At 67.9% G+C, this 21,202-nt stretch carries 16 protein-coding genes and 3 tRNA genes; 7 read left to right on the top strand and 12 right to left on the bottom strand.

Features of this window, described 5'->3' with window-relative positions; all coding sequences use genetic code 11:
- Window positions 1–3: 3 nt before the first annotated feature.
- Both MLP_RS29125 and MLP_RS24630 read left to right on the top strand, forming a co-directional pair.
- Window positions 4–1,953: an ABC transporter ATP-binding protein gene (locus MLP_RS29125; RefSeq protein ID WP_013865942.1), complete on the top strand. Its 1,950-nt coding sequence runs from the start codon at window positions 4–6 to the stop codon at window positions 1,951–1,953.
- Complete coding sequence (locus tag MLP_RS24630) at window positions 1,950–3,884, top strand: ABC transporter ATP-binding protein (RefSeq protein WP_013865941.1); 1,935 nt, start codon at window positions 1,950–1,952, stop codon at window positions 3,882–3,884. Before MLP_RS29125 ends, MLP_RS24630 begins: the two co-directional genes overlap by 4 nt.
- Here MLP_RS24630 and MLP_RS24625 read toward each other — a convergent pair.
- Both MLP_RS24625 and MLP_RS24620 read right to left on the bottom strand, forming a co-directional pair.
- On the bottom strand, window positions 3,881–5,050 hold the full coding sequence (locus tag MLP_RS24625) for a Gfo/Idh/MocA family protein (RefSeq protein WP_013865940.1): 1,170 nt from the start codon (window positions 5,048–5,050) through the stop codon (window positions 3,881–3,883). The genes MLP_RS24630 and MLP_RS24625 overlap by 4 nt on opposite strands.
- Window positions 5,047–6,051, bottom strand: a complete 1,005-nt coding sequence (locus MLP_RS24620; RefSeq protein WP_013865939.1) for an NAD(P)H-quinone oxidoreductase — start codon at window positions 6,049–6,051, stop codon at window positions 5,047–5,049. The genes MLP_RS24625 and MLP_RS24620 overlap by 4 nt, the downstream gene beginning before the upstream one ends.
- A 141-nt stretch (window positions 6,052–6,192) precedes the next feature.
- Between MLP_RS24620 and MLP_RS24615 the strand changes: the two genes are divergently transcribed.
- Window positions 6,193–6,281: transfer RNA gene (locus MLP_RS24615), tRNA-Ser, on the top strand.
- Between the two features lie 61 nt (window positions 6,282–6,342).
- On the top strand, window positions 6,343–6,816 hold the full coding sequence (locus MLP_RS24610) for a hypothetical protein (RefSeq protein ID WP_013865938.1): 474 nt from the start codon (window positions 6,343–6,345) through the stop codon (window positions 6,814–6,816).
- A gap of 14 nt (window positions 6,817–6,830) precedes the next feature.
- Here the strand turns inward: MLP_RS24610 and MLP_RS24605 are convergent, their stop codons facing one another.
- Window positions 6,831–8,402, bottom strand: coding sequence for an LCP family glycopolymer transferase (locus MLP_RS24605; RefSeq protein WP_231851392.1), 1,572 nt, complete (start codon window positions 8,400–8,402; stop codon window positions 6,831–6,833).
- 313 nt (window positions 8,403–8,715) lie between these two features.
- On the opposite strand from MLP_RS24605, the gene MLP_RS24600 reads away from it, so the two are divergent.
- Window positions 8,716–8,809 (top strand) — tRNA-Ser (locus tag MLP_RS24600).
- A 69-nt stretch (window positions 8,810–8,878) separates the two neighbouring features.
- On the opposite strand, the gene MLP_RS24595 is transcribed toward MLP_RS24600, so the two are convergent.
- Together MLP_RS24595 and MLP_RS24590 are read right to left on the bottom strand one after the other, a co-directional pair.
- Window positions 8,879–9,112, bottom strand: a complete 234-nt coding sequence (locus tag MLP_RS24595; RefSeq protein ID WP_013865935.1) for a hypothetical protein — start codon at window positions 9,110–9,112, stop codon at window positions 8,879–8,881.
- Complete coding sequence (locus MLP_RS24590) at window positions 9,109–10,353, bottom strand: inorganic phosphate transporter (protein WP_013865934.1); 1,245 nt, start codon at window positions 10,351–10,353, stop codon at window positions 9,109–9,111. Before MLP_RS24590 ends, MLP_RS24595 begins: the two co-directional genes overlap by 4 nt.
- 248 nt (window positions 10,354–10,601) lie before the next feature.
- Between MLP_RS24590 and MLP_RS24585 the strand changes: the two genes are divergently transcribed.
- A tRNA-Arg gene (locus MLP_RS24585) sits at window positions 10,602–10,674 on the top strand.
- A 2-nt stretch (window positions 10,675–10,676) separates the two neighbouring features.
- The gene (locus MLP_RS24580) at window positions 10,677–11,369 is read left to right on the top strand and encodes a Crp/Fnr family transcriptional regulator (protein ID WP_013865933.1); all 693 of its coding nucleotides are present in this window, start codon (window positions 10,677–10,679) and stop codon (window positions 11,367–11,369) included.
- A gap of 14 nt (window positions 11,370–11,383) precedes the next feature.
- Here MLP_RS24580 and MLP_RS24575 read toward each other — a convergent pair whose 3' ends face one another.
- The 7 genes from MLP_RS24575 to MLP_RS24545 all read right to left on the bottom strand — a co-directional run bounded on the left by MLP_RS24575 (window position 11,384) and on the right by MLP_RS24545 (window position 21,099).
- Window positions 11,384–12,391 (bottom strand): polyprenyl synthetase family protein, encoded by a 1,008-nt coding sequence (locus tag MLP_RS24575; protein ID WP_013865932.1) that lies wholly within the window; start codon window positions 12,389–12,391, stop codon window positions 11,384–11,386.
- 24 nt (window positions 12,392–12,415) lie between these two features.
- Window positions 12,416–13,000 (bottom strand): hypothetical protein, encoded by a 585-nt coding sequence (locus MLP_RS24570; protein WP_013865931.1) that lies wholly within the window; start codon window positions 12,998–13,000, stop codon window positions 12,416–12,418.
- Window positions 13,001–13,047: 47 nt separating this feature from the next.
- A complete protein-coding gene (locus MLP_RS24565) occupies window positions 13,048–15,135 on the bottom strand; it encodes an FAD-dependent oxidoreductase (protein WP_013865930.1) in 2,088 nt (695 codons plus the stop codon).
- Complete coding sequence (locus MLP_RS24560; protein WP_013865929.1) at window positions 15,132–18,314, bottom strand: AAA family ATPase; 3,183 nt, start codon at window positions 18,312–18,314, stop codon at window positions 15,132–15,134. The genes MLP_RS24565 and MLP_RS24560 overlap by 4 nt, the downstream gene beginning before the upstream one ends.
- A gap of 95 nt (window positions 18,315–18,409) precedes the next feature.
- On the bottom strand, window positions 18,410–19,054 hold the full coding sequence (locus tag MLP_RS24555; protein ID WP_013865928.1) for a hypothetical protein: 645 nt from the start codon (window positions 19,052–19,054) through the stop codon (window positions 18,410–18,412).
- Window positions 19,051–20,394 carry a hypothetical protein gene (locus MLP_RS24550; RefSeq protein WP_013865927.1) on the bottom strand — a complete coding sequence of 448 codons (1,344 nt, stop codon included), beginning with the start codon at window positions 20,392–20,394 and terminating at the stop codon, window positions 19,051–19,053. The genes MLP_RS24555 and MLP_RS24550 overlap by 4 nt, the downstream gene beginning before the upstream one ends.
- Window positions 20,395–20,472: 78 nt before the next feature.
- Window positions 20,473–21,099, bottom strand: a complete 627-nt coding sequence (locus tag MLP_RS24545) for an RNA polymerase sigma factor (RefSeq protein WP_013865926.1) — start codon at window positions 21,097–21,099, stop codon at window positions 20,473–20,475.
- Window positions 21,100–21,202 lie beyond the last annotated feature (103 nt).

The following is a 21,202-nucleotide window of genomic DNA, read 5'->3' as shown; positions in this document are numbered from 1 at the left end:
GTTATGCGCGACTTCCCGCCGGATGTTCCGGAGTTCAGCACCGTCGTGGCCAGCGAATCGACCATCGTCACCGGCCGCGGCGGGCGTTCCGCGCGCCGGTGGTCCTTCGCCGAGCCAGACACCTCCTCGCCCGCGCGCTACCTCTGGTGGCTGCTGCGACAGCAATGGCCGGTGCTGGTCGTGCTCAGCCTGCTCGCGATGCTGCAGTGGTTCCCGGGGGCCGTCGGGCCCTATCTGGTGGGCCAGATCATCGACCAGGGCCTGCTCGGCGGTGACAGCTCAGCGGTCTGGAGGTACGCAGCGGGCCTGCTCGGTCTCGCGCTGGTCGGCGTGACGGCCGGCGTCCTCGGCCACACGGTCGTGGTGCGCTCCTGGCTGATCGCGATGTACGGCTCGATGAAGCTCATCACCCGCAAGACCACTCAGCTGGGCCATGTGTTGCCGCAGCGGGTGCCGACCGGTGAGGTGCTGAGCGTCGCCAGCGGGGACTCCGACCAGATGGGTGCCCTCACTGAGGTGCTGACCCGAGCCGTCGGCGCGCTGCTGGCGTACCTGGTCATCGCGGGCATTGTCCTGCACACCTCGTTCGAGTTGGGCGTGGTGGTGCTGCTGACCGCCCCGCTGCTGGTCATCTTGGCCATGCCGTTGCTGAAGCCGTTGGAGCGTCGCCAGGAACGGGAGCGCACCCGGTTGTCCGATCTCACCTCGCTGGCGACCGATATCGTCGCGGGGCTGCGGATCCTGCGCGGCATCGGTGGCGAGCAGACCTTCGCGGGCAACTACGCCGACCAGTCGCAGCTCACCCGGCAGGCCGCGGTCTCCGCCGGACGCTGGCAGGCAGCGGTGGACGCCGCAAGCGTGCTGTTCTCCGGCATGTTCTTGGTGACCTTGACCGTGCTCGGTGCGCGGGAAGTCGCTGCCGGCGAGTTGCAGGTGGGTCAGCTGGTCAGCTTCTTCGGGTACGCGGTCTTCATGGTCTGGCCCATCCAGACCTTCTTCGAGCTCGCCCAGAAGTGGGTCCGGGCTCTGGTCGCCGCGCGCAAGACGGTCGCGGTGATGGAGCAGCAGCCGCCGTGGCAACAACCGGAGCAGCCGTTGACGCTGCCGCACGGAGCCGATCTGCATGATCTCGAGTCGGGATTCGTGGCAGGTCATGGTCGCTTCACCATCGTGGTGTCGGGCACGCCGGAGGACTCGGCGGCGCTGGCTGACCGGTTGGGTCGCTATCTGCCCAGCGATCACGATCCGGTGGGACTCGACGTCGAGGACGGGCTGAGCGGCCGAGCCGCTCGGCGTGCTCGCCAGCGGAAGGCCCAGCAGCGGGCCGAGTTGAAGGCCAGGGACGCGGCGCTGGCTGCCCGGCGGTGGGGCGTCACCCTGGGCTCGGTGGACCTGGCGGACGTGCCGATCGCGGACGTACGCGATCGGATCCTGGTGAGCCACACCGCCGCTGTGGTGTTCGCCGGCACGTTGCAGGACACCGTCGACCCCGCCGGCCGGCTGACCCGGGAGGAAGCAGAGCGGGCGTTGCTGACCGCGGCTGCCGAGGACGTGTTCCAGCTGATGCCGGCCGGTTGGCAGGGCCAGATCGACGAGCGCGGCCGGGGGCTGTCCGGTGGGCAGCGGCAGCGACTGGTGCTGGCCAGGGCGCTGGCCGCCGATCCCGAGATCCTGGTGCTGGTCGAGCCGACCTCGGCGGTGGATGCGCATACCGAGGCCGCGATCGCCGCGCGGCTCGCCGAGCATCGGCGGGGACGGACCACGGTCGCGATGACGGTGTCGCCGCTGCTGCTGCATCACGCCGACCAGGTCGCCTATCTGGAGGCAGGCAAGGTCGTCGACGTGGGCACCCACGACGAACTGCTGGCACGCAGTGCCGGCTACCGCCGAGTCGTCGTGCGGTCGCTGGACGAGGACGAGGGGAAATTCGAGGATGAGGGGAGCCGATCATGACTGAGGTCGTGACACGGCTGACCGGGTCGGCCGAGACCTGGCGTACCGGGCCTGCCGAGCCTCGGGTGCCTGCCACCTTGCTGCCGCCGCCCCCGGCCAGCGCCTCGGGCCGAGAGCGGCTTCGGCTGTGGCACTCCCGCCACCTGGAGCGGGAGCAACGAGCGCGCGACACCTTTGCGCGGTCGCGGAACCCGGAACGCGGTCTGCCGGTGGCGAGCATGCCGGCCGTGGTGACCTTCTTGACCGAGCTGCTGGCCCGCCGGCGGTGGATGGTCGTGGTGCTGCTGGCGCTGCATGCCCTGGCGGCGATCGCGGGGCTGATCGTGCCCCGGATCCTCGGCAACCTGGTGGACCGGGCGGCGGCACCGGGCACGGTGGCCTCACAGCTGACCTACCTCGGTCTGGCTGTCGGTGCGGTCGTGGTGCTGCAAGCCCTGCTCACGTTCGGCGCACTGCTGGCCTCGACGGTGTTCAGTCAGGACGTGCTTGCGAGCGCCCGGGAACGGATCGTTCGTACGGTGCTGCGGCTGCCGCTGGGCAAGGTGGAGAGCGCGAGCTCGGGTGACCTGGTCACTCGGGTCACCCGGGATGTCTCGACCATGAGCGAGAGCGTTCGGTATGGGCTGCCGGAGGCAGTCATCGCGGCGGTGACCGCTGCGCTGACGCTGGTGGCGATGCTGCTCAACTCGGTGGTCTTGACCCTGCCGTTGCTGGTCGTCGCGCCGCTGCTGGTGGTCAGCGTCCGGCGTTATCTGGCCCGTGCGCCGAAGGGCTACATCACCGAGGGTTCGACCTATTCCACGATCAACACCACCTTGACCGAGACGGTCGAGGGAGCGCGGACCGTCGAGGCCTTCGGGCTGCAGCGGGAGCGGATCGCGATCGGTGACGAGGACATCGCGGTGTCGGCGCAGGCCGAGCGCTACACCATGTCGCTGCGCAACATCTTGTTCGCGTTCATCGGGTTGGCCTACGACACGCCTCTGGTGATGGTGATGGTGATCGGCGGGATCGGTTACGCCAATCACAGCCTGACCTTGGGGCAGATCACCGCCGCCACGCTGTATCTGCAGGCGCTGATCGAGCCGCTGGATCGACTGATCCGCAACCTGGACCGACTGCAGGTCGGGGTGGCCTCGACGACCCGGTTGCTCGGCATCGCTGAGGTGCCGCAGGACCGGGTTGCCGGTGACGAGCAGCCGGCCGGGACTCAGCTGGCTGGACACGATCTGTGGTTCTCCTACCGGGAGGGCCAGGAGGTGTTGCACGGGGTTTCGTTGGAGCTGACCCCGGGCGAGCGGCTGGCGATTGTCGGACCGAGCGGATCGGGCAAGTCGACCTTGGGTCGGCTGCTGTCCGGCATCAACCCGCCAGGATCCGGTCGGGCCACCGTCGGTGGGGTCGATCTGGTGTCGCTGCCGCTGGACCAGTTGCGTACCGAGGTGGCTCTGGTGACCCAGGAGCATCACGTGTTCACCGGAACCATCCGGGACAACATCGTGCTGGCTCGGGAGGACTCCTCCGACGATCGGGTGTGGGAGGCGTTGCGGGCGGTCGAGGGCGCCGAATGGGTCGACAAGCTGCCGCAGCGGCTGCGTACCATGATCGGCGCCGGGCACCTGACACTCACTCCGGCGCAGGCGCAGCAGGTCGCCCTGGCCCGGCTGGTGGTGGCGGACCCACACACGCTGGTGCTGGACGAGGCGACGTCGCTGATCGACCCGCGGACGGCGCGGCACCTCGAGGGGTCGATGGCCTCGCTGCTGGACGGACGGACAGTCGTCGCGATCGCCCACCGGCTGCACACGGCGCACGATGCGGACCGGATCGCGGTCGTGATCGACGGGCAGGTCGCCGAGCTCGGCAGCCATGAGGAGCTGGTCGCCGCCGACGGGGAGTACGCGGCCCTCTGGCGGGCTTGGACCAGCTAGACCTGGCCGGCGTCGAAGTAGGACCGCAAGGCCGGATCGAGTTCGGGCACCTGCAGGGCAGACCCGTCGCCCCGAAGCGACTCGGTGGCCGTGGCTCCGGCCGCCACGGCCTGCCGGGCCGCGACGGGCGAGGTCTGGGTGGGCTCACCGGTACGGACGAATCGCAGGAACTCGGCCACCATCAGCTCGTCCGCACCGCCGTGGCCGTCCTGGGTGCCGGTGATGGGGATCTCCTCGTCGGGCGGAGCCCAGCTGGGATGCCGCCGATCCCAGATCGCCACGCGACCACCCGGACCGTCACCGAAGTTCTCGATCCGCCCGGCGTCACCGATGACGGTGTAGCTGCGCCAGTAGTCCGGGGTGAAGTGACACTGCTGATACGAGGCCAGCACACCGTTGTCGAGCTCCATCAGCATCAGCGACAGATCCTCGACATCGACCACCGGGTTGAGGTCGGTCAAGGAGGCCGGGGGCCAGCCGGTCGGGTCGTGCCAGTCGGTCATCCGCGCCTCTCCCTGGTCGCGCCGGGCGGTGAGTGATCCGTACACGGCCAGCTGACCCATCGCCGACGTACGCCGTGTGTAGCCGCCCGCCAGCCAGTGGATGACGTCGAGATCGTGAGCGCCCTTCTGCAGCAGCAGGCCGGTGGAATGGCTCCGCTCGGCGTGCCAGTCCTTGAAGTAGTAGTCCCCGCCGTGGCCGACGAAGTGTCGACACCAGATGGAGCGGACAGCGCCGATCCGACCGGAGGCGATCACTCCGCGAAGCAGGTGGATGACGGGCATGTGCCGCATGTTGTGCCCGACATACAGCCGAGTGCGCGTTGCATACGCCACCGCAAGCAGGTCGTCGCAGTCGGCGACGCTGGTGGCCAGCGGCTTCTCGCAGAACACCGGGATGCCGGCGTGCAGCGCAGCGACGGCCACGTCATGGTGGGTGTAGTCGGGGCTGAGCACCAGGACCGCCTCCACTCCGGAACCGAGCAACTCGGTCAGCGAGTCGGTGAGCCGAATCTCCGCGCCGAGCATGCGTCGCGCGTCGGAGCGGCCACGTGTGCTCGGATCCCAGACTGCGGTCACCTCGCCGAGACCGCTGGCTTGCACGACTGAGGCCAGCGAGGCCCGCACCCCGAAGCCCACAACGCCGACTTGGACCATTCCGGTCATGCGGTGTCGATCGTGAGAACCACTTTGCCCAGGTTGTCGCCGGATTCCAGGTGCCGGTGGGCTTCGACGACCTGCTGCAGGGTGAATCGAGTCTGCGGGGCTGAGACGATCGCGCCCTCGGCCACCAGCGGCCAGATGACTTCCTCGACGCGACGGCAGATGGCGGCCTTCTGGTCGATAGGCCTGGAACGCAACGTGGTCGCCAGCACGGACCCGCGGATCCCGAGCAGCCGACCCAGATCCAGCGTGGCCTTGGTGCCGCCCTGCAACCCGATGACCACCAGCCGACCGCCGGTGGCGAGCAACCGGACATGCTGCTCCAGATACTTGGCGCCGATCACATCCAAGATCACGTCGGCGCCGCGACCATGGGAGAGATCGCGTACCGCGCCGACCCAGTCGTCACGATAGGAGACCGCCAGGTCGGCACCGATCGAGCGGCAGTAGTCGAGCTTGCCCGGCGAGCCGGCAGTGGCCGCGACCACCGCGCCGAGCGCCTTGGCGTACTGGATCGCCATCGAGCCGATCCCGCCCGCCCCGCCGTGGATCAAGACGACCTCGCCTGGCCGCACGGCCGCGGCATCGAAATTGGACACCACCGTCGCGGCCACCTCGACCAGCCCGGTCGCGGTCACCAGGTCGACGCCCTCCGGAACCGTCAGCAGTTGGCCGGCGGGCACGCTGACGAACTGGGCGTAGCCACCCCCGGCCAGCAAGGCCAGGCAAGGGTCGCCGATCCGCCAACTGGACGGCTGCTCCGCCGGACTGCTGACACTCGCGTGGCCGAGACCAGCCACGTACCCGGCGCACTCCAGCCCGAGGACCTCGCTCGCTCCGCGAGGTGGCGGGTAGTGCCCCTGGCGTTGCAGTAGGTCGGCCCGGTTCACGCCCGCGGCGACCACCCGGACCAGCACCTCGCCCGGTCCGGGCTCCGGGACCGGCCGCTCGGCCACCTGCAACTGTTCGGGACCACCCGGCTCGGGAGCGACGACCACCAGCATGCCTGCCAACCTTGCATACGGACCCCCGATCCCCACTTCGCACCAGGTAGTGCGACTGCGCACCGGGCGTACCCTGTGCGCAGTCGCATCAAATGGTGCGAAGTGGGAGAGGCGGGTCACGCTAGGATGTCCCGCGACGTGGGCGAGGTCGCATAGTGGACTAGTGCAGCCGCCTTGAAAGCGGCCGAGCGGCACAAACCGTTCCGTGGGTTCGAATCCCACCCTCGCCGCCCTCCACCCCCGAGACGACGCACGCCGGTTCCCGGCCGATGACCTTAAGGATTCGATCAGGTGAGCAATCCAGCCCTGCGGCCGGAGGACAGCCAGCGATTCGCACTCCGGGCGACACCGCCGATCCGTGCCTATCTGATCGCCGCCGTCGGCTCGGTCATCGGTGCCGTGCTGGTCGTCGGCTGGCAGTCCGGCTGGCACCTCGTGCTCGGGGTGGTCGGCATCGCGGTCCTACTGCTCGCGCTGCTGCTGGCGCTGGCCGCGACGGTACTGACCTGGATGTTCCAGACCACCCTGCTGGTCCAGCGGGACACGCTGACCGTCACGTCGGGCCGGCGGCGGACGGTGTTCAACTGGCGCGATATCGCCGAGATCAATGTCAAGGGTGCTCGACTGGTGGTGAGTCCGGTCGACGGCAGCAAGCCGATGGTCGCGTACGTGAACCCGCGTCAGATCGGTCAGCCGGGATTCCAGGCCCTGGGGTCCTTGCTGGCCGCCCGACTGGACGCCAGCCGCGGCTATCGCATCGACTGACTACACGACACCAGCTACCGCGCGGGTTGTGCCGTGGCGGCCACCGAGGGCTGGTACGCGCACGAGTCGGCGATGTCCTCACTGGCCTGGCTCTTACCCGATCCGCCACTCGTCGACGGCTTCGGCGACTTCGTCGACTTCTTGGTCGAGCCCGAGGACGGCTTCTCGTTCTTCGTCTCGCTGAGGGCGTCCTTGACCCGCTTGCGCATCAGCGCGAAGTCGGGGTGCGGGCTGGAGAATCCGTCGACGCCGTGCTTGAAGACCACGCTGCGGACGTTGCCGTCCTTGACCCGCAACGACAGATCCACCATCAGCGGCAGCACTTCCTGGGGGATATCGGTCTTCACGATCTGCTTGCCGGCCTTGGCGATCTCCTCGTAGCGAGCCAGCATGTTCGCTGGATTGGCCTGCTTGATGATCGCGTTGATGACACAGCGCTGCCGGTCCATCCGGGCGAAATCGTCGGATCCGTAGCGGCCACGGGCATACCAGAGCGCCTCCCGGCCCTTCAGGTGCTGCTTCGGCCCGGGCTTCAGATAGTCATCCGGCGGGATGCCGAGGTCGGTGTTGCCGCCGATCGGGATATAGGTGTTGATGTTGACCGTGATCCCGCCCAGCGCGTTGATCATCTTCTCGAAGCCGGCCAGGTTGATCAGCACGTAGTAGTCGATCTTCAGCCCGGTGGCCTCCCCGACGGAGAGCTTCATCACATCGGCACCGAGATTGTCGGTCTCGCCCAGAATGTCGTGCGGGACCTGCTGCGGCACGTTGTCGTACATCGAGTTGAGGAAGTATTCGGCATTGTCACCGTTGCCGTCGGTGAAGCCGTTCGGCCAGCGCTCATGCAACGGGGAGTTCTTCGGGAACGGCATCCGGCCCGTGTTGCGCGGCAGGCTGATCAAGGTGGTGTCGCCGGTCTTGGTGTCGATGCTGGCGACGATGACGGTGTCGGTCCGGGTGCCGGTGCGTCCCTTTCCGGCGTCACCACCGAGCAGCAAGATGTTCAACCGGGGCTTCTTGGCCCACGGATCGGCGGAGGGCTGATCGGACGGCTTCTCCCAGGCGCTCGGCTTGGTCGCGGACTTGGTCTCCTTGTCGCTCTTGAACAAGGTGGACATCAAGCTGGCGGAGTCATAGCTGTAGCGAGCCGCGACCGCCATCGGAGCAGCCACTGCGAAGGCCAGCACACCGACCAGGATGCCCCCGGCGATGCGTTGCGGCTTGCTCGGCGTGGTGCGCAGGGCAAGGTGTGTGGCGATCACGATCCCGACCCAGATGACTGCCGTGACGACCAGGATGACGGCCAGAGCGTTGAGGATCGACGGCCGAACTGCCAGGGCGGCGAGTCCCTGCGGATCGGAGATCGCCCAGCCGGCGACGACCACGATCACGCCGAGGAAGACCGCAAGCACGATGCCACCGGCGATGCGTCGCCTGGCCGCGAGCAGTCCGAGACCAGGGATGATCGTCCCTGCCACGGTGAAGCCCATCGTGCGTCGGAAGTGCGGGTCGGACGCGGGTTGGGGAGGTGCCTGATTGGTCCCGACGGCGGTAGTTTCCGCTGCGCTACGGTCCTCGTCAGCCATCGACCATCCCTTTCACTTCTCCGCACCGCCCCAGACCGGATCGGCTTTTTCGCTCCTCCCGAGTGTCGCTTGGCCGGAGTCCGGCTGCCTTCTGGTATGGATCGCGGCAACCACTGTACGTGTGACTAGGAAGTCCGCGCCATCTGAAGCGTTGGTAGAGGTTCACAGTCGGGTCACTCGGAGTTCGTACGGAGTTGGTCGGACTGCGGCCCACTGATCGCAGGGCGGCTGCTTTTGCTCCGTTCGCCGCACATCGGTACGCTTACCGGGCGGTTCCGCGGGTTCCCTGAGGATTCGTGAGTCGCAGCATTGGGGAGGCGTCGCCTAGTCCGGTCTATGGCGCCCGCCTGCTAAGCGGGTTTGGGTCTTAAAGCCCATCGCGGGTTCAAATCCCGCCGCCTCCGCCACCAGAATCACTCGCCTGGGTCGCCTTCGGCCCAGGCGAGTGACATTTCGAGGCCTGACTGTGTCGAAGCTCAGCCCGAGATGGGCATCAGCAGGTAGATGCCGAAGAGCACCAACAGACCGGCCAAGCCGAGCAGCGCGTAGCCGGCGAGCTTGACGACCTGTGAGCCGGCTGACTGCTCAACCGGAGTGGCGCCCTGCGCGACGAGTCGGATTCCGCCGGAGAGAAGTGCGGTGAAAGCCAGCGTGACGAAGATCGAGACGATGGCGACCACGCCGAGAGCGGCCCAATCGATCTTCATCATGCGGCACTCCTCTGTTTCTTGCGCTTCTTCTGCTTCGGTCGCTCGGCCTTGGCCGGCGGCGCGATGTCGCTCCGCCGAGAGCCGTTCAGCTGCGGTTCGCCAGGAGTGTCCGAGGCCGCAGCCGAGGACAGGACCGCGACATCGGCGCTGTCGGTCACGTTGTGATGACTGATCTGGTTGCGACGAGACAGCCGCCAGATCACCACGCAGGCGATGGCGAGCAAGCTGACCAGGATGATCGAGCCGACCACGCCGTGCTCGGCGAGCAACGCGGCGAGCCCGCCGACAATCGCGGCACCGGGCAGAGTCAGCACCCAGGCAGTTACCATCCGCCGGGCGACACTCCACCGTACGGTCGCGCCGCGACGCCCGAGCCCGGAGCCGAGGATGCTGCCGGTGGCCACATGAGTGGTGGACAGACCGAAACCGAGGTTCGCCGACGCCAGGATCGTGGCGGTGGTCGCCGCACCCGCGGCAGCCCCCTGGGGAGTCTCGATGTCGACGATCCCTTTGCCCATGGTGCGCATGATCCGCCAGCCACCGGAGTAGGTGCCCAGGCCGGTCGCGAGACCGGCCGCCAGCACGACCCACCAGTGCGGCCCGGTGCCGGAGGCCTGGAAGCCGGAGACGATCAGCACCAGGGTGATCACGCCCATGGTCTTCTGTCCATCGGAGGTGCCGTGGGCGAGCGCGACCAGTGACCCGGTGAACGCCTGGCCGCGCTTGAACCCCTTCTCGCTGTACTTACGTGGGGTTCTCCGGGTGACACGGTAGGCCAGCGCGGTCGCTCCGGCGGCAGCGATACCTGCGACGGCCGGCGCGACCAGGGCCGGCAGCAGCACCTTGGACACGACCACCGAGTAGTGAACGCTGGCGAAGCCGGCGCCTACGATCACGGCGCCGATCAGGCCGCCGAACAAGGCGTGGGAGGAACTGGACGGGAGGCCGAGCAACCAGGTGACCAGGTTCCAGATGATGGCGCCGACCAGTCCCGCGAGCACGATCGGTGCAGTGATCAGCGTGTCATCGAAGAAGCCGCCCGAGATCGTCCTGGCGACCTCGGTGGACAGACAGGCGCCGACCACATCCAGGACGGCTGCAATCAGCACGGCAGTCTTCGGTTTGAGTGCTCCGGTGGCGATTGGCCCCGCCATGGAGTTGGCACTGTCGTGGAACCCATTGGTGAAGTCGAAGATCAGCGCGACAACGATGACGGTGATCACCACGAACAGCACAGTCACGTAGAGGTCCCATCTGGGAAGGGGGGAATGTCGGTGTCAACCAACACCGGGTTACGACTCGACGTTAAAGCGACGAACGTGAAGTGAACAATAGGTCACAAGACCCGAAAGTTGCACAACGGCTAGTACCAGTGAGCCAGTGGTTCTGTCAAAGCCGTGCGGGGGTGATCAACCGAGTTGGGCAAGCGTGACACATGCGGCTAGACTCTGGCGTCGTTGCCTCGATATGAGATCGTCGAGGTGCGAGGGCACCCGTAGCTCAACGGATAGAGCATCTGACTACGGATCAGAAGGTTTGGGGTTCGAATCCCTACGGGTGCGCGATGAACCGCGACGAGGTTCTTGCCACGCTTCGCCGGACCAGTGTGTTCGGTGGGCTCGATGGCACCGCTTTGGGCGAGTTGGCCGCTGTCTGCGTGCCGCGCACCTACCGTCGGGATCAGTACCTGATGTATCAAGGCGACCCCGGTGATCATCTGGCGGTGGTCGTCGAAGGGCTGGTCAAGATCACGGTGACCTCCGATCGCGGGGACGAGATGGTGCTGGCCACGGTCGGTGCCGGCGAGGTGTTGGGCGAGTTGTCCCTCATCGACCAGGGTCCACGGTCGGCCTCGGCGGTCGCCGTGCAGGCGACCACGGCCCTGGTCGTCAACCGTGCCGCCTTGCTCCAGGCGATGCAACGCAGTCCTGTGTTGCTCGATGAGTTGCTGCGGACCTTGGGTGCGATGGTTCGGCGGCTCACCGAGCAGGCCAGTGATCTGGTGTTCCTCGACCTTGGCGGCCGGGTGGCCAAGCTGCTCGTCCAGACTGCCGAGCGGCAGCCTGGCAGGGCCGCCAGCCGCCTGTCGGTCGACCTCCATCTGACGCAGACCGAGCTGGCGCAGATGGTTGGTGCCTCGCGTCCGGCGGTCAACCGGGTGCTGCAAAGCCTGGTCGGGCGGGGCTGGATCGACGTCGACGGAAAGACGATCGAGATCCGGGACGCCGCCGCGCTCCGCCGCCGGGCCGGGCTCTAGCGGGCCCATCAAGGTCAGCTTCGGTCGATCAGATAGTCGACCAGCGCCCGGAGCGAGTCCAACTCGGCGGAGGCCGGCAGGTCGGCAAATGCCTCGTCGAAGCTGCGGCGGGCGGCTTGGCCAAGCACCTCGGCCAGCTGTTCGGCGTACGCCAGACTGCCGGCCTCGACCATCATCCTCAGCAGCTGGCTCTGCTCGAGCTGAGTTCGCTCGTGCTCTGCCTTGCCGAGGTAGCCGACGATCCACTGCCGCTGGTCCGGGGGAGTGACTGACAACAGGTGGATCAACATCACTGTGCGCTTGCCCTCGGCGATGTCGCTGTGCGGTTCCTTGCCCTCCTGCCCGCCGGGAGTGACATCCAGTAGATCGTCGCGGATCTGGAAGGCACAGCCGGCCAGGAACCCCAGCCGGTCCAGTGCGGCTGATGCCGGTTGCCAGCGCCCGAGCAGGGCAGCGATCCGCAGTGGCGCCATCGTCGTGTACCAGCAGGTCTTCCGACCTACCAGTTCCAGGTAGTCCACCTCGGTCAGGTCCACCACCGTGTGACGACGCCAGCCGAGCTCCAGCGCCTGCCCCTCCGTCGTCTGCCGGATCGCCATCCGCAGCTCGGCCAGCACCTCCCGGGACCGATAGCGCGGGAAGGCGCTCGACATCAACGGCTGGGTGGCGAGGTTGGCGAGCGCATCACCGGCGTTGATCGCCAGCGGGACCCCGTGTAGCTCGTGCAGCGTGGGCTTGCCGCGGCGCAGCCGGCTGTGGTCCTCGACGTCGTCATGGATCAGGAACGACGTGTGCAGCAGTTCCAGGGCCGTTGCCGCCGGCAGCGCGGTCCGGATCGACGCGCCACAGGCTTCGGCGGCGGCCAGCAGCAGCCCGGGACGCAGACCTTTGCCCTGCCGGTCGGTGTAGTCCCGGAGCAGCTCATAGAGATAGCTGCCGGGGGCGCCGCCGGCCACGGTCTCGGCCATGGCTGCGCGGGTGAGGCAGGCATACGACTCCAGCAGCTCGGTGGCAGTTCTCATGTCAGCGTGCTCATGTCCAGGTTCTCATGTCAGGGTCACCACGATCGGTACGGCGGCACCGATCACCCCGTGGGCGAAGACGTGCCCGTGGTAGCAGCCAGCAGCTGCGCCGGCCGGCACCCAGAGCCTCAAAAGAGTGCCCGCGCCGGCGGTGACCGGGGTGGCGATCTGTTCCGGTGTGAAGCCGGCCAGCGACCCGGGAATCGTCCCACCGCTCGCGGTGACCAGGTCGCTGAGCAGGAAATGCAGCGCGCCGGAGGCGAGATCCCCCACCGGATGCACCCAGACCCGGGCCTCGGCCACCGTGCCGGCCGTGGCCTGCACCCGCACCGGCTCGCCGTTCGGCATCGGTGTGGTGGCTCCGGACTCGTGATCGAGACCCAACAACGACTCCAGCGGCAGCTCCGACAGACCCGCCAGCAGCTCGGTGACTCGGTCGCCGGCCCAGCGGATGGCGTCGGCGAGGTCCAGATCGGGTGGCATGGTCGCCAGTTGTTCGGGCACCCCGGCCATCACTCTGGCGAAGGCCTCTTCCGCGGCCTGCAGCACTCGATCCTCGAGGACGGATTCGCTGATCGGCGCTGTCTGGTCCCGCTCCGACTCCTTCACACTCCGACCCTGCTCACGATTCAACCCTGCTCACGATTCAACCCTGCTCACGATTCAACTCCGTACCAGGAACCGGAGACATCGCTCATCAACGGGCGACCGAGCACCGTGTTCGCCGCCTCCAAACCGCTGAGCACCGCCGCCTCGACGCAGCCGGCATTGAGCCCGCAGTTGGTCCAGTCGCCGGCCAGCACCAGATTCCGGTAGCCGGACTCGTCGACCCGGAGCCGGGATCGCTGCGTTCCCGGTATCGACTGGACATAGCGCTCGGATCCGGTGACGTTGGCCCGGACGTACTGCCCGGCCAGCCGTCGGCCAGATTCGGTCGGCGAACTCGTGCCGTCGGCCAGCAGCTCCCAGCGAAAGCCGGTGGAACTGGCTGCCGCAGGCCAGAAGTGTCCAGCATGCCGGTCGAGAAATCGGATCGCGTTGGTCGTGACGACCTCGACCGGATCAGCGGCGGCATCGCTCAGCTGCAGCGAGCCACAGAAGTAGCCCAGCGTCTCCGGCCGGTTCTTCTCCGGCCACGCCTCCCGGGCCAGTAGGTGGGTCATCGACGCGTACGTGTCGAACGGCGGCAGATAGCCGCTGACGGTGGAAGCGGGGAAGCTCCAGCCCAGGGCGGCCTCGGCGGGTCGGAGCCACAGCTGCAGGGACTGGGTGGCGACCGTCGCCACATCGGCGATCATCGCCTGCCAGCGCGCCGAGCTCTCGATCAGCTCCACGCAGGGTTCCGGCAGCGAGCCGATCGAGGCGGCCAGCACGACCGTGTCGAAATCGTCACCGGCCCGCAGCTCGAACTCGGTGGACTCGTCGCCGGGCATCAACTGCGTCTCGTCGGGCTCAGCACCGAAGCAGGGCAGGCCCTCGACGCTGATCAACGGCGCATACTCCGCCGCTGTCACCGAGCGGGTCCGGGTCAGGCGGAGACCCGCGATCTGCTGTCGATCCGCGTCGAGCACCAGCCGGTCGAGTCGATGGAAGAACTCGAACCGTACGCCGCGCGCTCGCAGCACCTGATACATCGGGGCGAACACGACGTCACCCATTCCGGCCTGCAGGTGCCAGAACAGCGAGCCGCGATAGTCGAAGAAGAACTTGCCGGCCAGGAACAGACCGAGCCCGGCGCAGAACTGCGGCTGCGTCCGGTCGCCGTTGCGATAGGCGAAGACCAGGTCGTACATGCCGCGGACCAGGGCCGACTCCAAGGTGGGAGGACGTGCCCCGTGCCGACGCAGCCAGTCGCGGAAGTCGAGATCGTCGATCGCTCCGAAGCCCCGTGGATCGGTCAGCAGCCGGTCCTGAACGATGCCCAGGCAGCAGCTGACGACCAGGTCGGCCAGCTCGCCGAGGCGTCGCAGGCTCGGATCCCCGCGACTGACCACGACATCCAGGTCGACCCGCATCCGGTCCAGCTGTTCGGTGAGCGCATCGAACATGCCCGGTGGCACGGACTCCCCGAGCAACCGGATCCCTTCGATGGTGGCGATCACGGCCGCGAAGCGGGCCTGTTGCAGCAACCCGCCGAGATCCCGGCGACCCGCTCTGGGAATCGGCGGCGGTTGCGGAGACCCGCTCAGCACGACCGCCGGTGTCGAGGCGGCCTGGTCGGCGGCGCGCATCTCCAGCAGCGAGGCGGAGAAGTCGGCCAGCAGCCCGACGGCACGGCGCAGGAACTCCGCCGGCGCCGCGGTCCCGCCCACCGCGCCGGCATCGCCAGGCTCTCCGCTGGTGGCCCGGAAGGTGGCGACCCAGTGCTGCCAGCTCTGTCCGGTCTTCTCCTCGACGCCGACCCGGCCGGCGGGTGCGAACCCGTCCCGCCAGGTCTTGATCGGACACCCCGGGGCGGTGCGCGCACGGTCCAGCTCGGTGTAGACCTCGCGGATCAGCCGGAACGCGTTCTCGTAGTAGCCGAGCCACACATGCAGGCCGTGCTCCTCGATGCGTCCGTGGACGCCACGGCCGCTGGCGCCCTTGCCGCCGAGCTGCCAGCTCTGCTCGTAGACGGTGATCTCGATCGGTCCTTGGTCCGGCTCGCCGACCGCGTGGCTCAACCGCCAGGCTGCCGTCATGCCGGCCATGCCGCCCCCGATGATCGCGATCTTGCGAGGGCGAGCGGGCTCGGACCCACTCATGCCGTGACGGCCAGGGCATCGTGTGCGCGAGCTGCGAACAGCTTCGCCCCTTGCCGCTCGGCCACGAACAGTGCCTGCCGACAGTCCTCCAGCGCACCGGGTCGGCCGAGGGCGGACTTGGCCTGGGCCCGGCCGCGGAGGGCCTCAGCCTCATAGAACCGGCTGCCGTTGGCGTACGCGATCTGCAGCGACCGGTCGAACGCGGCGAGCGCCGAGGTCGCATCACCGACCAGCAGGTGAGCGAAGCCGAGATCGGCGAACCACTGCGGTGTCCACGAGTCGATCGCGACCACGTGGTGCCAGGCGTCGACCGTCTCGGCGAATGCCGGCAGCAGACTGTGATCGCCGAGCCGGATCCCGGAATAGAGACAGTGCATCCGACCCGACAGGCTCCAGATCGTAAACCCGTGGCGGTCCCCGACCTTGACCAGGCGTTGGCCTATCTCGGCAGCGCCCACGGGGTCGCCGTCCATGCTGCGTGCGGTGGCCAGCAGACTGTCGACGTACTGGCCACTGAAGGGGCCGATGGGGTAAGGCAGCGACTCCGCGCGCGCAAGTCCCTCGTCGGCAGCCTGCTCGGCAGCCGCGCGGTCACCCAGCGCCACCAGCGTCGGCACGAGATGCGCGAAGGCGGCGGCCCGGGGATCATTCGGCAGGGTCCACTCCGGCGGCAGCTGCAGGTCGGCGGTCCAACCGTTGTCCACGGCGTCGCGCAGCTGCCTGGCGGCTTCGGCGAAGTCTCCCTGGAAGAAGTCGACGACGCCCTTGCCCAGCGAGACGCCAGGAAAATAGATCCCGGCGGCTTCGGTCCGGCGGATGACGTCGTTGTTGATTTCCTCGGCCTGGACGAAATCGCCGCGCGCGCTGTAATAGGTCCACTGTCGGATCAGGTACGGCAGCACCTCGGCGTCGCGGACCGACTCCTCGATCAGCTGCCGGCAGCGTGGATAGTCCTCGGCGGTCTCCGTCGCGGCGTAGCCACGCGCCGTGACTGCGCTGAAGCTCCGCAGCTCGCGGACCGCCAGCTCGGTGCGGTCACGTTCCAGCCCGGCCGGGGTCGGCTCCAGCAGCTCGAGCACGCGCGTGAGCCGTCCCGCCGCTTCCTCGTGAGCGCCGAGGGCCTGATCGGCCTGGGCGATCTGGATATGGGCCGCCACGGCGTGGGCCAGACGCCCGGCGCGTTCGAGGTGATGGGCGGCCGCGACCTGGGTGGCGCGATGCCCGGCGCCCTCGCCGCTGGCCAGCAGATCGGCGAGGGTGCTGTGCCGTTCCCGGAGGACGGTACGCCGCTGCGTCTCGTACGCGACCTCGCGGATCAGCTCGTGACGGAACCGGAGTTTGGCGCCGGTCAGCTCCATCAGACCGGCGTCCAGCAGCGTCCGCAGCCGGCGCTCGAACTCGGCGTTCTCGATTCCCGCGGCCCGCTGCAGCAGGTCCCGATCGACATCGCGACCGATGATCGAGGCGAGCTGCGCGAGCTCCAGATCGACCTCGGGACGGGACAGCCGAGCCAGCAGCGGATCGCGGAGCGCGGGCGGGATCTTGTAGGCACTGAACTGCAGCGAGCGGTGCGGGATCCCACCGGACTCGGTCTGAGCCGCCGTCACCAGCAGTTCCTCGACGAACAGCGGCACCCCGTCACTGCGCTCGATCAGCTCGCGACTCCGCTCCGGACTGAGCATGGCCGCTCCGGGAGCGTGGCGGACCAGCTCGGTGGTCGCGTCGGCGTCCAGCGGGTTGAGCACGATGCGCCGCACCAGCGTCTCCGGCCAGGGTGGCTCGTACCCGTCGCGCGCCGCGATGACGATCTTGAGCTCAGGCAGGGTGAGCAGCACGGCGAGCAGGTCGAGGGTGGACTGATCTGCCCACTGGATGTCGTCGACGAACACCAACGAAGGCTCCCGGCCGGCATGAGCGTGGGCGAGCTGCGCGGCGGCGAGCAGTGCTTGGCGGCGCAGTCGGTCCGGCTGCACCTCGCTGGGGGGCGAGATCAACTCCAATCCGATGTCGAACACTGCCGCGAGGAACGGCAGGTCGCCACCAGCAGCGGCATCGGTGCCCGGCTCAGGCTCCGGGTTGCTGCTCGTGGCCTGCACCCGGGCCCGAAGTTTCGCCAACCGGACCTCGGGGCGATCGTCGACCGTCATGCCGCAGGCCTGGGCAAGCAGATCCCGGAACGGGTGCAGGCTGACATCTCGTTGCATCCGCGAGCAGGCGCAGACCAGTGGCCGCAGACCCAACCGGCGCGCGGTCTCCATGGTGAACCGGGTCTTGCCCATGCCGCCCGGACCGATCACGCAGACCGCGCGAGCCACGGTGGGGGCGGATTCCTGATCGTCCGCCGGGGCTGGGCCGTCGGCGTCGGGGCTGTCATCGCTGTCGTTGCCGGACGGCAATGGGACTGGCGCCAGCCAGGCCATCTTGCCGAACTCCGCCTCCCGGTTGACGAACGGGCTGACCCGGTCTCGCCAGGTCCGGCCACGAGGAGCCGGCAGGGCGGCCTTGACGGTGAACACCTCGATCGGACGCGAGACGCCGCGCAGCGATTGAGGGCCGAGGGACTCGGTCTCGAACCACGGCCACACCAGGTCCTGGGTGGTGTCGCTGATCACGACGGTGTCCGGCGCGGCCAGCGCCTGGATGCGGGCGCATTCGTTGGCGGTCGACCCGGTGATGCCATCGGCCACCACCACCAGGTCGGTGTGCACCGAGATCCGGACCTGCAGTCGTGAGCCCGGCAACCCGGCGACCGACAGCCGCTGCACCCGCTCGACCATCTGCAGTCCGCACAGCACGCCGCGCCGAGCGTCGTCCTCATCGACCTGCGGATAGCCGAACAGCACCAGCATCCCGTCGCCACGATGATCGTCGATGTAGCCGTCGAACTCGGCGACCGCCTCGACGCAGGCCGCGCGATACTGCTCGATGATCGCGGTGACCTCCTCCGGATCGCGCTGGTCGGCGAGCTCGGTGGAGCCGACGACGTCGCAGAAGAGCAGCGTCATCTGCCGTCTGGTGGCAGCGCCCGCGCGCATCGCGGCCGCGTCCGCGTTGCCCGGGTCGAGCGCGTTGACCGCGTCCAGCAAGGAGCTCGCGGTCTTCCAGTCGCCGGCGTCTCGCGCTTCCTGGGCATCACTCAGCAGGTCGGCGATCCGGCTCGCGATCCGCGAGCTAGGCATGCCGGTGCCTCGGCGGCTGCATCATGGCGATCACTACTTGACAGACTCCTACGACCCTCGATCCGACATCCTCGCATCCCCCGGACCGGTGACGGCTACTCGACCACGACTCGCAGGTTCGCCAGCGGCAGCGGCGGACCGGTCAGATAGATCAGTCCGACGTAGGTGCCCGCGATCAGCTTGCTCTCGGCTGCGTCGAAGTTGAGGGCTTCCAACAGATAGGAGCGGGCACTGCCGTCCCGGTTGGCCCGCAACCGGAGGTCGAGCGCGCGGAGTGCTTTGCCGGCCGACGCCTTGGGATCGGTGGGATTGCCGCTGATGGTGATCTCGGCGGAGTCGGCCAGAGTCTCGCGCTGGTGGTTGACCGGAATGTGCACCGGATCGGGATTGTCGTGGCCGCCCGACTGATCGGGATTCTTGGTGAAGTACATGAACGCCGTGGGCAGCGTCTGCGCGTACACCTCGCGCTGGGCCGGCTCGAAAGCGGTCAGCCACAGATCTTGCGCCGTCTCCATCGCGACCGACATGGCACGGGCAGTGTTGGCGGCGAGGGTGTCCGCGGTGACGGGACCGGTCCGCAGGCTGCCTGCGACGTCCTTCCAGAAGTCGAAGTTCCGCTGGGCGAGGCGGGTCCAGGTCTGCTGGGCCGTCTCCATGTAGATGCCGACCTGATTCCAGGCGTCCTTGACCGCCTGCTGATCGGCAGTCGATGTCGTCGACTTCTTCTCGTTCTCGCTCATGCTGCTCCATCCTCGCTGGTCGGGGCCGACAGCTGACTGGCTGCCGCCCGCTGTCCCAGGCTGTAGGTCTCAGTCTCCACCCACCAGCTCAAGGCCGCGGGGGCGAGGTAGTTGAGCATCTGCCCGAAGTCCGTCAGGCCGGTGCCACCGCTGTACGGCGTCCGGTCGCTGAACTTGAGCAGCTTACGGGAGGTGATCCGCCAATGGCTTCGGCCGAGCGGGGTGATCCGCAGGAAGCCCTCGTTCATCGTGATGCCGCCGCGGCGGTGATCCCACAAGACATCGCTGGAGATGCTGCGGCACAAGGAGAACTTGACCTTGATGGTGGGCCGCGCGGGCCGGGGTGGCTTCTCGACCGACTGCGTCACGTTCAACACATTGCGGAACTCAGCCCGCTGCGCCTGGTCATCTCCCCAGGTCATGGCCGCCACCTCGTGCAGGAATCCGGTGACCCCCGGCTTCGGTGCGGTCTGCGAGTGGTCATCGGGACGCATCGGGTCGCTGATGTAGTCCGATCGGCTGATCACGTCGCTGCCGTCGTGCCAGTTGGCCGGATCGGCGGCCTTCAACAGGTCGTGATAGTTGCCGGTGGCCAGGGTGGTCACGGTGGCTCTGGTCCACAGCTGTTCGGTGCTCTGCTTGATCACCGAGGACACCGGATAGACCGTCAGCGGAGCCCGCTTGGTGTCATTGCGCCAGCGTGGACGCTTCTCGATGAAGGCCTGGTACGCCGCGGTCGCGGCCAACTGCTCGACATAGGCGGCGATGCCGATGCCGACCTCGCGCTCGACATCGTCGATCTGTCGCCAGGTGTCCGACCAGTGCTCGTCGATCCGGCTGATGAAGGCCTCCGGCTCTTCGTTGAACAGCAGCCGAACGACATCCTTGAAGCCCTGATTCTGCCGCAGTGTTCCGACCTCGGTCGCCTGGCGGAGAGCGTCGAACAGCGGGCGGTCATCGTGGTGACAGGCCCGCAGACAGGCGCTGACCAAGCTGGCGCCCCGGCGGTACTTGATCCGCTCGTCGTCGAGCTCGAGTTGGTCCGCTCGCGACAGGTACGGCTCGATCTCTTGGGGATAGCGCGGGTCATCGTCGTGGGCCTGGCGGATCGGGGTGGTGCGGACGATCTGCCACAGCGCCTTGGCGAGCCGATCCGGATCGTTTCGCAGGATCCCAAGTGCCTCGGCCAAGGGAAGCGGTTTGACCTCTGGTGGGATCGCGATCGATGGCGCACCGGACACGGTGAACTGGTCGTCGATCGAGTCGTAGTAGACGCTCAGCATGGCGTACTTTGCCAGCGCGTCGCTCACGGGCTGCGTGGCCGTGTCCGCGCTGGTCACGCTCGGCTCCGGTGTCGCGGGCCCATCGTCGGGGATTTCACAGTTCCACGATAAATGAGGGCGTCGCACCTCATCAGGTCACGCTGCCAGCAACACCTCGTCGCCGGTCGTCAGCAACGCCTGGACCGATGGTGCCGACTGCAGCTTGCGCAGGCAGCGCGCCCGAGTCGGACCGATGCTGCCGATCGGCAGTCCGAGCTCGGTGCTGATCTGTGCGTACGGCACGGCCGGCTCGGCGACCAGCATCAGCAGCAGATCTCGCTGGTTGGCCTTCAAGGTCGCCAGACCCGCCCGGATCGCGGCCTGCTCCTCGGTCCGCAGCAGGTCGGTGTCGATCTCCTCGACGCTGCTGGAGAACCGGAGCTCAGCAGGACTGGCCTGTCCCTCGTAGAAGTCGGCGATGGGCTCCAGCGAGGTCGTCCGCCGTCCGATCCGGATCAGCCGGAACGCCTCGCGCTCCGCAGTGACCTTGATCCAGCCCGGCAGGGCGCGTGGCTCGCGAATCGAGTCCAGATGGCTGGTCAGCTGGAGCCAGACGGTCTGGCTCACATCGGCGGCGTCCTCATGGCCGAGCCGGTAGCGCCGGGTGACCGCATCGATGATCGGCTGGTGCTGGAGAACGAGCTCGCGCCAGCAGTCCTGATCGCCTTCCCGGGCGCCGTGGACAAGATCCTCGATATCGATGGTGGTGAAAGAGATAGTCACGATCGTTGTCCCGTCTGCGAGCTCTGGTTGCTATACGTCAACCCTGGTCGCTCGCCGGCGGCGACGCTGTGCTCTGGGTAACACCCCCGCTGTTCACTGTGGC

The organism is Microlunatus phosphovorus NM-1, assembly GCF_000270245.1.
Taxonomy (GTDB): domain Bacteria; phylum Actinomycetota; class Actinomycetes; order Propionibacteriales; family Propionibacteriaceae; genus Microlunatus; species Microlunatus phosphovorus.
Note: the sequence above shows the minus strand (reverse complement) of the source record. Positions and strands in the feature narration are given on the sequence as shown.